Source organism: Actinomadura darangshiensis (assembly GCF_004349235.1).
Lineage (GTDB): Bacteria > Actinomycetota > Actinomycetes > Streptosporangiales > Streptosporangiaceae > Spirillospora > Spirillospora darangshiensis.
The window spans coordinates 23731-37311 of record NZ_SMKY01000012.1; the positions used below are offsets into that span (position 1 = coordinate 23731).

The window sequence follows — 13581 nt, forward strand, 5'->3', positions numbered from 1 at the left end:
ACTTGTCTACCCGGTCTGGTGGCGTCGGGCGATGGCTTTGATCAGGTCGACAGATGTCGCAGGGCTGAGTGCGGTCGCGCTGAGGTGCTGGAATGCGGTGGTCGTGGCCTGGACGTCGGCCGCGCGTTCCAAGAAGAGGGTGCCCGAGACGCTGTCGACGTAGGCGACGTCCGGGTCCGAGCCGGGGAAGCTGAAGACCCCGATCATGCCGCTCAGCGAGGCGTGTGGACCCGCGCTGAACGGCATGACCTGGATGTCGACCTGCGGGTGGTGTGCCATCTCCACCAAGTGCATGAACTGCTCGTGCATAACGTCGTGTCCTCCGATCTCGCGGTAGAGCATGGCCTCGTCCAGCACTGCCCAGAGCCGAAGACTGCCCGCCTCGGTGATGACGGCTTGCCGCTTCATCCGGAGGCTGAGACGGCGTCCGATCTCGTCCTCTCCCAGCGTCAGCGGGCCGGCACGGGTGATGATCGCCCGTGCGTAGTCGGCGGTCTGCAGGAGACCGGGGACTGAGGATGGCTGATAGGTCCCAAGCGACTCGGCCGCTGACTCTAGGCCGATGTAGGTTCGGGCGTTCTTGCTCAGCATGTCGCTGTAGGGCTGCCACCACTCCTTCTGCCGTGCCGCCTTGGCCAACTGGACGAGCGCCTCACGGGTGGCGGGATCATCCACCTCGTAGAGGTCAAGGAGATCCATGACGTCCGACCAGGGGACGGAGATCCGGCCCTTCTCGATCCGGGAGACCTTCGCGCCGTACCAGCCCAAGCGCTCGGTGACCTGGTCACCGGTGAGCCCTGCCGATTCGCGCAACTGACGGAGTTCCGTGCCGAGTTGCCGGCGTCGGACCGTCGGAGAGGTCATCGCGCCACCTGTTCTATCTCCAGAGAAATTTCACGAGAGCAGTTGCACACGAGTATGCCACCCAGCACACTGACTGTGTGCGGCGAGTCACAGCTTGTGGCGGGAGATGCTTCCGCGGGCGTTGATCTCGGTCGACGACACAGGAACGTTGTCGCTGCTCAGAACATAGACCGCCGCGCGGCCGGGCTACGGATTGGAGCCCCTTGCCCGGCCGCGCGGCCTCACCCCCATAGGGAGGTACGGATGAGGATAGCTCCGAGGGTGCTGGCAGTGCCCTATCTCCAGAGCGCCGAGGGCCCTTCACTGACCCTCGGGCCTGCGGGTGACGACACCCTGTCCGTCGTGCCGGACATGGACGGCGGCTTGGCCGCCTCAAGGACACCAACCCCGCGGCAGGCCACCGCCGACGGAGCGAAAACCGAAGCCGATGGGAACGGGGACGTCTGGCACGTTGACGTCCCCGGCATAGCCGACGCGGTGTCCTTGCTGCGCCGCTGGGTCCGCCTGCTCCTGGCCGACGACGCGGAACTGGCCGAAGCATTCGAACTGATCGTCAGCGAGTACGGCACCAACGCGCTGTGGCACTCGGCCAGCGGAGTGCCTGGTGGTCGGATCGGGGTCGAACTCCGCATCAGCGATCAGCAGACGCACCTCACGGTCTTGGACGACGGCCCCATCCCCGCCCGCTCCGATGAGAATGCGGACCCCTCAGAGCACGGACGCGGGCTGATCCTGGCGGACGCGTACGCCGACGAGACCGGGCAGTACGACTGCGCCGACGGCCACGCCGCCTGGGCCTTGATCAACCGCTGAGACCGGGACGTGCGCCGAACCCCCTTGGTGTACGTCCTTGGCCGGCCGTCCCCCGGCTGGCCTGTCGTGCGGTCGGTGGCTGATTCCCCCCGGAATTCACCGGCCGCACGGCACCCCATGAGCCATCCATCACCTGACGAGCGCGCTTGCCGCGTTCGCTCTGGATGTGACGTTGTGACCTTCCGTGAGTACGCCGTCCGTCCCAGCGGCTCCCTTGAGGCGGCTGCCACTGCATGGGACTCCGGCTTGGCAGGAGAAACTCGATCTCGACCAGGCCGTGGAAGTCCTGCGGCGGCGCTACCCCGACCTGTGCATCTATTGGGGCGAGTACACCGGCTCCCTCTGGGCATTGCTGCCCGATCAGCTCGTCGAGGCGAAGAACGCCTTTGACCTCGCTCGACGCATCGACGCAATCCTTGAGCGCTCCAATATCCGGAGCGCCAGAGACCGCTATGACCAGCGCAAGGTACCGGCTTCTCGGGCAGCGGACGGGACCTGGGCCATACCGGAAAGGAAGGCGCCTTCCGCAGCAAGTCAATCCCGACCCACTGACTTGGCAACACGCCGTCGGCGTAGCAACCTCCTCCGCCGCGTCCTGGTCAGTTGTCGTCGCATCCTGACGGGACAACCGAGACTGGCATCTCACGCGCGTTGAAGCGCCGCCAGGCGACGGCGGCTTCTTGCCCACGTAGCCGTAACCGGACGTACGGCCAGATCCGTTGCGGCGAGGTAGAGGGCCCCGATCATGAGGAACGGGCATGACGGCCAACCGGACCCCTGGATGCCTCGAAGCTCCGCGTGACTCGATCACCCGGGTTTGAGGTGGGGGGATCGCAGGTGGCGTCCTCCAACTCTGCTGGCGGACATCGGGTACCAGACCAGCACCACTCGGCGTCTCCGCGACCGTCCTGACGATGAGGTCTACCGCATCCTGAGCCTGGGGACGCAATGCCTGCGGGCTTTTGCCAGGGAACGAGCGTCGGCGAGTTGAACGGGGTTTGCATTCGAGAAGAGCTAGCCTGTTAACGGCCTCACGGGGTGCCGAATTCTCCATCATTCTGCGGCACGCCCCAACCCGCCGCAACGGCATAAGGGATTTAGAGTCACGTGCTGGAACCATTTGGCTGCCGCACTGCTTAGAGGCTGCAAGGTAGGACCGTGTCGCGACACGTCGTGGATTCATGGAAATCCACCGCACACACTCCTGTGGTGCGGGACCGGGCGCGGTCCTGGACGAGTCGATCGGAGGCAGAGCGACGAACGACGAACAGCCCAGCCAGCCACGCAAGCTGCAACGACGTTCCCAGCTCAGCGGAGGACGCCGGCGGGACCGGGAGATGAGATTCCGAGTCAGCGACCAGGAGTACGCGGAAATCCGCGCAGCAGCCCAACGAGCAGGAGCCGCCTACGGAACATTCATCGTCCACACCGTCCAGGCCGCCACTCGTCAGCACAGACTAGGACAGCAGTCGACCGCAGAACTCTGCGAAGAACTGCGCGGCATCGCGCGACAGTTGAATCGAATCGGCGTAAACCTCAATCAGTTGGCGCGCATCGCGAACGCGACAGGACAGGTGTCTTGTGAACTTTCCGCCGCATTGTCGTATTTGGAGAACGTCCTCCGAAGAGTGGACGCCTCGTCCGTTGAGATCGGCCGGTTCCTACGTTGATCGGCAAAGTGACCCGCGGCCAGGGCGTCGCAAGGCTGCTGTCCTACCTCTACGGCCCTGGCCGCCGCAACGAGCACGTTGATCCCCACATCGTCGCCGGTTTCCGACTCCCCATGACCCTGGAACCCGGCCTCGACGCCAGAGGCGATCGGGACTTCCGCCACCTGGTCGGCGTCCTGACGTCCCCGCTCGACACCCTCAGGCACACGTCCCTGGCGCTGCCAATCTGGCAGTGCTCGATCCGAGCGGCCCCCACGGACCGAACCCTGTCGGACGACGAATGGGCCGACATCGCCGAGGAGACAATGCACCAGACCGGATTCGCCCCACGAGGCGACGATCAGGCATGCCGTTGGATCGCAGTACGGCACGCTGACGACCACATCCACCTCGTTGCCGTCCTGGCCCGCGAGGACGGACGCAACCCCAACGTCCACCGCGACTACTACAAGGTCGCCGACGCCTGCCACATCGCCGAGGAGCGCTACGGCCTCACCCGAACAGCCCCTGCCGACCGCACAGCGGCACCCCGGCCGACCCGAGCCGAGACAGAACTCGCCCATCGCAAGAACTGGCCGGAGCCGCCTCGCACCACCCTCCGCCGGCACGTAGCTACCGCAGCCGCCGGAGCTGAGACCGAAGACGACTTCTTCGCCGACCTCGAAGATGCTGGGGTGCTGGTCAAGATCCGCGAGAGCGTCCGTAGTCCTGGAGAGATCACCGGTTACGCAGTTGCGCTCCCGGACCACACCAACCAAGAAGGCCAACCTGTCTGGTTCTCCGGAGGAAGACTCGCCGCCAACCTCACCCTCCCCAAACTTCGTCACCGCTGGTCGGCTCCACAGGGAGGTAGCCCCTTCGGCCGACGCACTTTCAGCAGAGTCGAGCTGACTCACCGGGAACGATCTGCGGCCTACCAGCAGGCCGCCCGAGCCGCCGCCACGGCCACCTGGCAGATGCACCACATCCAGGACCCGGCCGTCCGCGCCGACCTGGCCGCAGCAGCCGCCGACGTCCTTCACGTGACCGCAGGCATCACCGGCAACCGAGAACTCGTGGACGCCGCCGACTTCTACGACCGCGCAACTCGCGAACCGTACGGATACCAGCCACCGCACACTCCCTACGGAGCGAACCTCCGCACGGTTGCCCGAGCACTGGCCCTCTCCGAAATCCAAGGACGACGCGGTCACCGCCCGAGCCTCGCCGGCGTCCTGTTCCATCTCATCGTGCAACTGGCAGCCCTGATCGAGGCGATCGCAGAGTTCCGGCAGCTACAGCAACGTGCCGCCCAGGCAACTGCCGCCCGCAGGGCCGCCGCTCAGCTCACCAGCATCAGCCGGCCAACTCAACGGCTACCGACCCCGACGTTGCCGAGGATGCAGCCGAACCTCACGGCCGAGCAGAACGCCGCCCGACTCGCCGCCACCAGCTTCCCGATACCCCTTAGCCACCACATGAGCGACAACCAGTACCAATCCGCTAGACCCGCGCTCCCGCAACCCGGCTCGCATCGCCGCCGCGGCCCATCGCGGTAACCCAACCGTAAGACGCAGACGCCACGCCGGGCGCAGTAGTAGCGCAATGATCAACGCTGCCAAATACTAACGGAGCGCAAAGAATGTTAACGATGCGTAAGTAGTGCGTAAGCGCGGCAGCCGAGACCGCGGACCTGCGCTACCTCATTCCCACCACACAAGAAGGGCGACGCCATGACCAACCACAGCTCCCATCCGAAACGCACATCCCAAAGGACACAACCACATGACGGACTACAGCCCGGTTCCCGCCGCCGCTCGTAGCGACGACGAGACCATCCAACTAGCAGGCAACCTGTACGAACACGTCCGCCAGCTCAATTACGCCACTGCTGGCCCGCCGAGCCTCACGCAGCCCTCCACCGCGTACGCCATCCTCGGCAACCTCAGTGCAGCCACCTACGGTCTCGATCAATCCCTCAACCAGATCAATCGCTTCTTCCTACGAGAACTCCAAGCCGACCGCCTCGGCCACGACCACGGCGAGGACCTCCCGGACGTCCTGAGCCGTCACGGCCAGGCACTGGCCGAAGCGAGATGTCACACCCAAGCTCTCTGCACGGCGCTCAACGACGCCCAATCCGCCATCAACGCCGTCCACTCCCGTCCCGCCCCCGGACGCAAAGCGGACCTCACAACCCCGGGCAAGACAGGCGAGCAAGACGCCGGCGTAGCAGCGGCGGCCGACGACTTCCCGCGACCGATCAGCGATCAAATGCTCCTCGAACCGCCTCCCACCAGCGAACGGCACGCCCTGATCCGTACCCGCCGCCCGAACATCCCGGAGGCCTAAGAATGGAGCCGATGAGCCGCGAGGAACTCGCCGCCCTCCCCACCACAACGACCATCGAGACCGCCGCCCGTGCCCTCGGCCTCGGCCGAACCCGCGCCTACCAACTCGCCCGCGAGAACCGCTTCCCCTGCAAGGTCATCCGCATAGGCACCACCTACCGCGTCATCACGGCTGACCTGCAACGCACGTTGGCCACGGACAGCAAGACCTGCATATAGGTTCTCAGTTTCTGAAGGTACTCCGGCAATGGCACCTCTGCCGCCAGAGCGGCCATCATAAGGAGCAACGCACCGCCCGCCGGCGTCGGCAACTGAGGCAACCGAATCGCCCATGAGCGGAAGAGCCCCACACCTCGAGGTTGTCCTCCACCTCTGGGTGTGGGCAGAGGGCTCCGTAATCTACCTCGGATTCCGTAAGAATCAAGAAGTCTTCCCACTATGCCGGTCACCTCCGGATGAACACAGCCACTCCGCTGGTCGTGTCGAAGCTAGCCTCTTTTGGATCTTGGTCTGTCGACCAAGATCCTTTTCGACTGTCCTGGCTGGCCCTCGCACGACCGGTTGAGGGCAAGGAGTTCTGGCGATGCCTGCGAAAGTTCGTCATCAAGAATAGTAATCATTTTCGTCCCCCGATCACTCATTGGCCACATTTGGTCAGCGCCGCCTGTGCCGCCATTCCCGTTGACGGAGACACCAATCCGTGGTAACGCGGCGCCAGGTTGCGGACGCCGAGTGCATGAATCCCCACACCCGGAAAGCGTGAGTGTCAGGAGTGAAGTTGAGTGTCAGTGCTCACGATTCACAGTTCTGATCACTGTCAGTAATCTAATAAAGATCCCCATTACTCTCTGAATCCAAAAAAGTCGTTCGGTGTGAACTGGGCAGACGCAAGGACGAGCATTGCAGTCGGGTTCTGGTGATCAGTGCTCCGGCAGAACACGTTCGTGCTGAACGGAGCCGATGTGTTGCGTTGGCGTGGGCGACTTTGATTGGATACGCACCACCTCGGTGCTTATGTCGTCGACCACCAGGGTCTGTCGACATGTTGCTTCCGACGGGGCGGGGGGTGGGCTGTTCGTTCCAGCTGCTCGCGCGGTTACACGAAGAGGCTCGACTCTGGTGGCGCCCTTGGTGTCGTGCCCCCAGGCACTACTGGCGTACAGGAGGTCCCTTGGCATCGAAGACTTCGCGGCATGGGGGACGAAGGAACGCCGTCATGTCTGCCCGATTGCTGGTGTCGAAGTAGCCTAGGGAGTTCGGTTTATCCGTATGACCCTGAGAGGGGATCTCCGCACCTGCAGGGAGACGGGGTTCCTCGTAAACAAGTCCGAGCTCAGACGGAGAAATTCAGTACCGTCGGAGCCCTATTTCACACGTGAAGCAGGAGGGGGCGATCATGGTCAAACAAACCAAGATCATGCCGTGGGAGCGGCTTCAGCGACTCTACGAGATGTCTGAGCTCGAACGACCCGTCTACGCCAAACAATGGGCTAACGAACTCGTAAGAAAGCACGGAGCTGGGAATATGCCCCGCTATATGCAGGCCGCTCATCGGGAGACAATCGCGGCAGCCCTTCTCTTCCTAGTGGATGAGCAAACCTCGATGTCCGACGACGGTTACCGCGGCAGGCGCGGTGTCCAAACGAACAGCTTTGTGGACCCGGCGAGCGATGTCTTGCACTCTGATCAGCGCACGGATGACGTGTCGCCGTCCGTGATCCGCGCTTGGGCACAACAACGGGGCATCTCTGTCAATGCTCGCGGCCGGATTCCCATGTGGGTCACCAAGCGCTATCACCTTGAGCACGCTGCCGAGTCCGATAGTTTGGCTGACAAGATTCGTGCTGCGTTGGAGCGGCACGGTGAGCTGACCAAGTCGGAACTTTGGGACGTCATCGGACGAAACCATCCCTCGTGGAAAATCGAGCAAGCGATTGAGACCCTTCCGAACGTTGAAGTCCTCAAGGGCCGAAGCCGCGGCGGTCGTCCACCAATGATCTTTCGGTGGGCCGAGAAAAACTCCAATGATATTGCTGTATCAGCGGGAGCAACCGTCCGTAGGCAATGCAGTTTGGGAGATCCCCAGGACATGGACAGACTCGCGGTCATCGTAGACAAGGGCCCGTCTGATCCCAATACCGTCGACTCCAAGACGCAGGAATTTATCCAGATACTGCGTGGTGAGTCTCGCAGCGACTAGAGCCGGCGCGGAGAGTAGGAGGCACGCCGGCTCTCCGCCTCACTTGGAGGATCCTGCTCGAACCCGAGACCGCCGTCACGATGGAGCGACGCCATGTTTGACACACGCACTGCAGAGAACAGTAATGATGCCGACCCGAGCGACATCCCAGGATGCTTCCGCTTCGAGGGAGCCTGGTGGATTTGTGCTCAGTACTCGGCCATCTCTCAGGACGACAAAATCGCCCTACCCCCTCGTGGGCTCGCCATCCTGGGTGGAGCGCCCTGGAGGACGACGCAGGCCGTAACTGAAGCGGGCGGAGATAGCCAGACGGTTTCTTTGGTAGGTGCACCACGCCCGTACATCAGCGGACTTGTCGACATCCTCCAGATCCACCAGCGCGAGATACGCGAGGGAGACTATATCTGGTTGAACAAGCGATGGGATGACGACGAGCCTCCAGTCCTGCGGGTGCGACGTGTTCGGCGGCGTCCTGAGCTCGGTGTGGCCGAAGAGATTGCCCGCCAAAGCGGTGCCTACTTCCTGCGGTCTTCCACCACCGACCAATTCTGCGGAGTGCTCGCTGGCATCCTGACTCTTCCTCAGTCCAGCACCTGGGAAGACGTGGTTTGGCGGCTGAACCAACGTGGCGATGCTCAACTTGCGCTCCTGGTGCGGAGGTACATCGATAGCGCGTACAATGCCGGCCTCATCGTCAACCTCGAGCCAGCCGTGGACGCGTCCAGGAAGACGACGCCCGCGCCGGACGTCAGCGACTTCCTTCAGCTGATCAACGGGAGTTGAGTATGAGCCTGCCTAACGTCTCAATCACGGACTTCTATAGAAGCGACACCAGCGACGTCGCCCGCGACTTCTACATCCCCGTGCTCGCCGAGGCGGTGCGGTATGACCGAGCTGTCGGCTACTTCACCAGCACCTCGCTGAGGCTGGTGGCACGTGGAATCGACGGACTGCGAGCGAATGGGGGCAAGATTCGTCTGGTTGCTGGTCCGCGGCTCTCAATCGATGATGTCGAGGACATCCGCCGAGGCTACGAATATCGCGAGATTGTTGCAAGAGCCATTACCCGTGAGGTTGCTGTCGAGCCGCTCGGTGCACGAGCGATTGAGAGCCTTGGAATGCTCGGCATGCTGATCGCTGAGCAGGTCCTCGAGATTAAGATTGCGGTGGTTGCGGGAACCAGCGGGCTTGGCATTTACCACGAGAAGATTGGCGCTATCGCTGACGCTCTGGGAAACACCGTTGCCTTCACCGGTTCTCTGAACGAGACGCGTGCCGCGATGGAGGACAACTTCGAATCCATTGAGGTGTTTACCTCATGGACGCAAGGCGATGCGCGCCGGACGTGCCGGATCCAGGAGAATTTCGACGCTCTATGGGAGGGCAAGACCGAGCGCCTAGAGGTTTTGGAATTCCCGAGGGAGGCTGAGGAACACCTGCTTGAACTGGCCGCTCAGGTGACTAGTTCGGACCCGACCAGGAGGGGCGCTCGTCAGCTCGCTTGCGAAGAGGCCAACAAGCACGGCTGGGCCACCACTCCCAAGGAGATCGAGCTGCGCGACTACCAGAAGGAGGCCATCACGAAGTGGCTCCAGGCGGGGGCGCGCGGGATCTTCCAGATGGCGACCGGTACGGGCAAGACCATCACTGCACTGGCGGCGCTCGACCAGATTGGCCGCCAGTTGCGGACGCGTGGCAGCTCCCTCGTCACTGTGATCGTTGTTCCTCTGCTCGACCTCGTTGAGCAGTGGTCGCAGGAACTTAATCGATTCGGGATCGTTCCGGTCAAGTGCCGCGACTCGGTAGCGACATGGTGGACTCAGGCGAGGAACGCGATCGCGGATCCGCGGTCGGGACGATCGGTGACCTTGGTCGTCACGAACAAGACCTTCGGTTCGGATGCGTTTCAGGACGTACTGTCATTCGTCGAGAACGAGTTGCTGATCATTGCGGACGAGGTGCACCACCTCGGATCTGAGCACAACCGTACCGGACTGCCGGCCTTTGCTTCGTGGCGGCTGGCTCTCTCGGCTACGCCGGAGCGCTGGTTCGACGACGAGGGCACGGAGGCGCTCCGCAATTACTTTGGGAAGATTCTGATCAGTCTCGGACTTAAGGATGCGATCGAGCTGGGGGCACTCACCCGGTACCGATACCGACCAGTGCTGGTTCCCCTCACGGACGAAGAGACGGCTTACTACACCGTCCTCACCAGCAAGATTGGCGCTCTCTTCGGCCAGGTCAAGGGGGCCAAAGGAAAGGCCCGAATTGAGGCCGATGCGCAGCTCGGTCAACTGCTCAACAAACGAGCCAATGTGCTGGGGCATGCTGAAGGAAAGATCGCCGCGCTGCGGAAAGAGATCGGCAAGCGCCGTGAGCAGCCGTTTCAGTTGATCTACTGCGCCGAGGGCGGCCGCCCGCAAGAGGACGATCCGGTAGGAGGCGAGCGCCAAGTGGATCAGGCGCTCGACCTCCTCGGCAACCTTCTTGGCATGCGAGTGCATTCCTACACCTCCCGGGAGTCCAAACAGGAGCGGCGCGAACTCCTCGAAGCATTCGGAGTCGGTGACTTGGATGCACTGGTCTCGATGCGTTGCCTGGATGAAGGGGTCGACCTCCCGGATGCCAGGACCGCCTACATGCTGGCCAGTAGCAGCAACCCCCGGCAGTTCATCCAGCGCCGCGGGAGAATCCTGCGCAGAGCCCGGGGAAAGACTGAAGCCGAAGTGATCGACTTCATCGCGGTGCCGCCACAGGACCAAGAACTGTACGAGACGGAGAGAAACCTGTTCCGGCGGGAGATGCAGCGCTTCGTCGAGTTCGCTAAGTATTCCGAAAACTATGGGGAGGCCCTAAGCGAGTTGCGTGACCTGCGTGAGTACTACGAGCTGATGGACGTATAGGAGAAACGTCAGTGACCGACAAGGAAGACCAGCAGGAGATCGACCGGATCCAGCAGATTCTCAAGGGTGTCTCCCCTGAAGCTTACGACGTCATCAAGATGGTCATTGCTTTGGAACGGGAGAATCTCCACAAATCCGAGGCATTGGCTCGCAATACGGTTCGGGAGGAAATGGTGAAGAAAGCCGAGGGGATCGTTTAATGAAGCTAATTTCGATCGAACTGGAGAACTTCCGTCCCTATCAGGGGACTCAGAAGGCCAATTTTGCTCGGGACCCAGAGGGTAACGTGACCGTCTTGTGGGGCACCAATGGCGGAGGTAAGACGACGCTTCTAAATGCCTTCACGTGGGCTCTCTACGGCGTACTCAGCAACGACGTCGAGAATCAGAACCAGCTCATCAATATTACGATCTGGAACAGTGCGTCTGAGGGTACGCCCCTGACCGCGTCGGTGACAATCGAATTCGAGCACGGCGGTCACTTCTACATCGTGAAGCGCTCCGTCTATGCTTCAAAACGTGGTGGAGTCCAGCCTCGGCCGAAGTCCGAGTTGCAGTTGTGGAGACGCGAGAGTAGCGGCAACCTCGAAACAATTCTTAACCCGAATGGGCGCCTCGATCAGATGCTGCCCAAGCGCCTGAGCAGTTTTTTCTTCGTGAATGGTGAGCGCATCGAAGGATTGGTGAAACACGAGGGCGGCGACGACGTCCGTGAGGCGGTCAAGACGCTTCTCGGACTGGAGGCCATGGAACGTGCCGTTATGCATCTGCCCAAGGTCACGCAGAAGCTGCTTCGAGGGTTGAAGGCTGAAGGTGTAGCCCAGCAGAAATTGGACCACCTTCTCGGGGAGATGGAGGATGCCGAGCGCATGATTCAAGAGCAGCAGCGGCGCCGCAACGCCGCCAAGAAGGAGAAGAAGCACTTCGATTCCGAGATCGAGTTGCTCAACCTTAAGATGACACAGCTCGCCGAGGCGAGGGAGCTTCACCAGAACCGATACCGGTTGGAAGACCAGCTGAAGCGCGTACAAGCAGCGCGCCGGGGGCAGGAGGAAGAACGCGCCAGGCTGGTGGGAATTAGCGGCTTCCTTGCCTTCCTTCCCGCGTTGCCGGGCAGTATCTTGGCTGCTTGCGAGGAGCTGCGTGAGCGCGGTGAGCTCCCGGCACCGCTCAAGCGGGCTTTTATCGACGACCTAATTGAGCGCAACGAATGCATCTGCGGGACGCCTCTGGACGAGGGGAGTTCACACCGTGCAGCTTTGGAACACTGGCGAGCCAGGGCTGGCCTGGCCGAGGTCGAGGCAGCCTGGAACCAGCTCGGGGGAATCGTCGGGAGCATCGACGAGCAACGATTGCAGATGTACGACACGCTGCGGGGTTTCGGTGAACGGATTGCCGAGGCGCAGGAAGAGGAGCGCCACATCGAGCACGGTATCGACGATATTGGGAGCAAGCTCAAAAGTTTGCCTTCCGAGGAAGTCGTCGAGACCGAGGAGAACTTGGAAGCAGCCAAGCTTGCTCGGGACGAGAAGGTAGCGGCCATCGGTGCTGCCAACGCCGAGATCCAGCGGCTGGAAGGCATCAAGGAGAATCTGAAGAATCAAATTGGTAAGCTCGAGGTCAGAGATGCCCGCAGCCGTCGGCTTAAGAACCGGGTCGTGGCCGTCGAAGACGCAGGCATCGCGCTCGCTTCGATCCTTGAGGTCCTTTCTCAGGGGGTTCGGCGGCGACTTGACGCCCGCATCAAGGAGCTCTATCGCCTGGTGTCGCTCAAGAACTACGAGCCGGAACTCACCCCGGACTTCGAATTGAAGCTGTGGGATCCGAGCGGCAGCGAACGATCCCTGGCACCCAAGTCCACCGGCGAGAACATGCTGCTATCGCTTGCCTTCGTCGGTTCGCTCATCGGTGAGGCACGCGAGGCACAGAGCCCCGATCGCGCCTTCGTCCAGGGGATCGGAGGTGACTTCCCGGTGGTGATGGATGCGGTCTTCGGCAATCTGGACGATGACTACCGTCAGGCCGTCTCTGACTTTCTGCCCAGACTTGCCTCCCAGGTAGTAATCCTTACCAGTAAGGCCCAGGCCGGCGAGATCGTCGAGCAGGAACTGCGTCCCCGACTCGGTAAGCAGTACGTGATCACTACGCACACCACCAAGACCGATGTGAGTAGTGCGACCGAGATGTTGACGCTGAACGGCGACGCATACCGTTACCAAGTCATCGGTTCGGACCGTACCGGCGCGGAGCTCACGGAGGTCCGGAACTGATGGCTCACAACGCAGATATCCGCGTCCGGCGGCCCGATGAACACGACGACCTCATCAGCCGGTTGACCACCAAGGAAGGCGGACCGTTTCCTGGCTACTGGCAGGTTCTCGTCTTCGCGGCGGCACTCGGCTGGTCGAGAGGCCGGCACGATCCGTTTGAGAAGACGGGGGAGGCGATCCGCTATGGATTGTTCGGTGCTTCCGCGACTGTCTCGGCCGTAATTGACTCGATGGGGGTCCTGGCCCACCCGAACGACGCAGGCATCATGGCTGATGACCGTCTCCCCGAGCGGATCAAGGTCTTTGAGGAGTACGCCAACGGCGGACTCTCCATCATCCGGGGTGAGCTCAACAGCGGCGCACATGTCCGTCCGATGGACGTCATCCTGAATCTCTGCCAACGGGGAACGGCGCACGCCGAAAGCATGATGCAGGACCTTGGTCTCCGCCCCCCTGCGGAGCCTGCCAGCTTCAAGGACCCGGACTTCGAGCCCTGACGCCCTGCTTCGCAGGGCTTGCTTGGCAAAACGCA

At 62.2% G+C, this 13581-nt stretch carries 12 protein-coding genes; 11 read left to right on the plus strand and 1 reads right to left on the minus strand.

What is annotated here, in order from left to right; translation table 11 throughout:
* Window positions 1-6: 6 nt before the first annotated feature.
* Window positions 7-864 carry a helix-turn-helix domain-containing protein gene (locus tag E1293_RS04705; RefSeq protein WP_132194177.1) on the minus strand — a complete coding sequence of 286 codons (858 nt, stop codon included), beginning with the start codon at window positions 862-864 and terminating at the stop codon, window positions 7-9.
* A gap of 243 nt (window positions 865-1107) precedes the next feature.
* On the opposite strand from E1293_RS04705, the gene E1293_RS04710 reads away from it, so the two are divergent.
* The 11 genes from E1293_RS04710 to E1293_RS04760 all read left to right on the plus strand — a co-directional run bounded on the left by E1293_RS04710 (window position 1108) and on the right by E1293_RS04760 (window position 13546).
* On the plus strand, window positions 1108-1677 hold the full coding sequence (locus tag E1293_RS04710) for an ATP-binding protein (protein WP_132194179.1): 570 nt from the start codon (window positions 1108-1110) through the stop codon (window positions 1675-1677).
* A 1181-nt stretch (window positions 1678-2858) separates the two neighbouring features.
* Complete coding sequence (locus E1293_RS04715) at window positions 2859-3347, plus strand: plasmid mobilization protein (protein WP_132194181.1); 489 nt, start codon at window positions 2859-2861, stop codon at window positions 3345-3347.
* Window positions 3344-4885 (plus strand): relaxase/mobilization nuclease domain-containing protein, encoded by a 1542-nt coding sequence (locus E1293_RS04720; RefSeq protein WP_132194183.1) that lies wholly within the window; start codon window positions 3344-3346, stop codon window positions 4883-4885. The genes E1293_RS04715 and E1293_RS04720 overlap by 4 nt, the downstream gene beginning before the upstream one ends.
* A gap of 226 nt (window positions 4886-5111) precedes the next feature.
* Window positions 5112-5678: a hypothetical protein gene (locus tag E1293_RS04725; protein ID WP_132194185.1), complete on the plus strand. Its 567-nt coding sequence runs from the start codon at window positions 5112-5114 to the stop codon at window positions 5676-5678.
* A gap of 11 nt (window positions 5679-5689) precedes the next feature.
* Window positions 5690-5896, plus strand: a complete 207-nt coding sequence (locus tag E1293_RS04730; protein WP_132194187.1) for a helix-turn-helix domain-containing protein — start codon at window positions 5690-5692, stop codon at window positions 5894-5896.
* 1156 nt (window positions 5897-7052) lie between these two features.
* Entirely contained in the window at window positions 7053-7877 is an 825-nt protein-coding gene (locus E1293_RS04735) for an Lsr2 family DNA-binding protein (protein WP_132194189.1), read from the plus strand.
* A 93-nt stretch (window positions 7878-7970) separates the two neighbouring features.
* A complete protein-coding gene (locus E1293_RS04740) occupies window positions 7971-8660 on the plus strand; it encodes a hypothetical protein (RefSeq protein ID WP_132194191.1) in 690 nt (229 codons plus the stop codon).
* A 2-nt stretch (window positions 8661-8662) separates the two neighbouring features.
* Window positions 8663-10780 (plus strand): DEAD/DEAH box helicase family protein, encoded by a 2118-nt coding sequence (locus E1293_RS04745; RefSeq protein ID WP_132194193.1) that lies wholly within the window; start codon window positions 8663-8665, stop codon window positions 10778-10780.
* 11 nt (window positions 10781-10791) lie between these two features.
* The gene (locus tag E1293_RS04750; protein ID WP_132194195.1) at window positions 10792-10980 is read left to right on the plus strand and encodes a hypothetical protein; all 189 of its coding nucleotides are present in this window, start codon (window positions 10792-10794) and stop codon (window positions 10978-10980) included.
* Entirely contained in the window at window positions 10980-13049 is a 2070-nt protein-coding gene (locus E1293_RS04755; protein ID WP_132194197.1) for an AAA family ATPase, read from the plus strand. The genes E1293_RS04750 and E1293_RS04755 overlap by 1 nt, the downstream gene beginning before the upstream one ends.
* The gene (locus E1293_RS04760; protein WP_132194199.1) at window positions 13049-13546 is read left to right on the plus strand and encodes a DNA phosphorothioation-associated protein 4; all 498 of its coding nucleotides are present in this window, start codon (window positions 13049-13051) and stop codon (window positions 13544-13546) included. Before E1293_RS04755 ends, E1293_RS04760 begins: the two co-directional genes overlap by 1 nt.
* Window positions 13547-13581 lie beyond the last annotated feature (35 nt).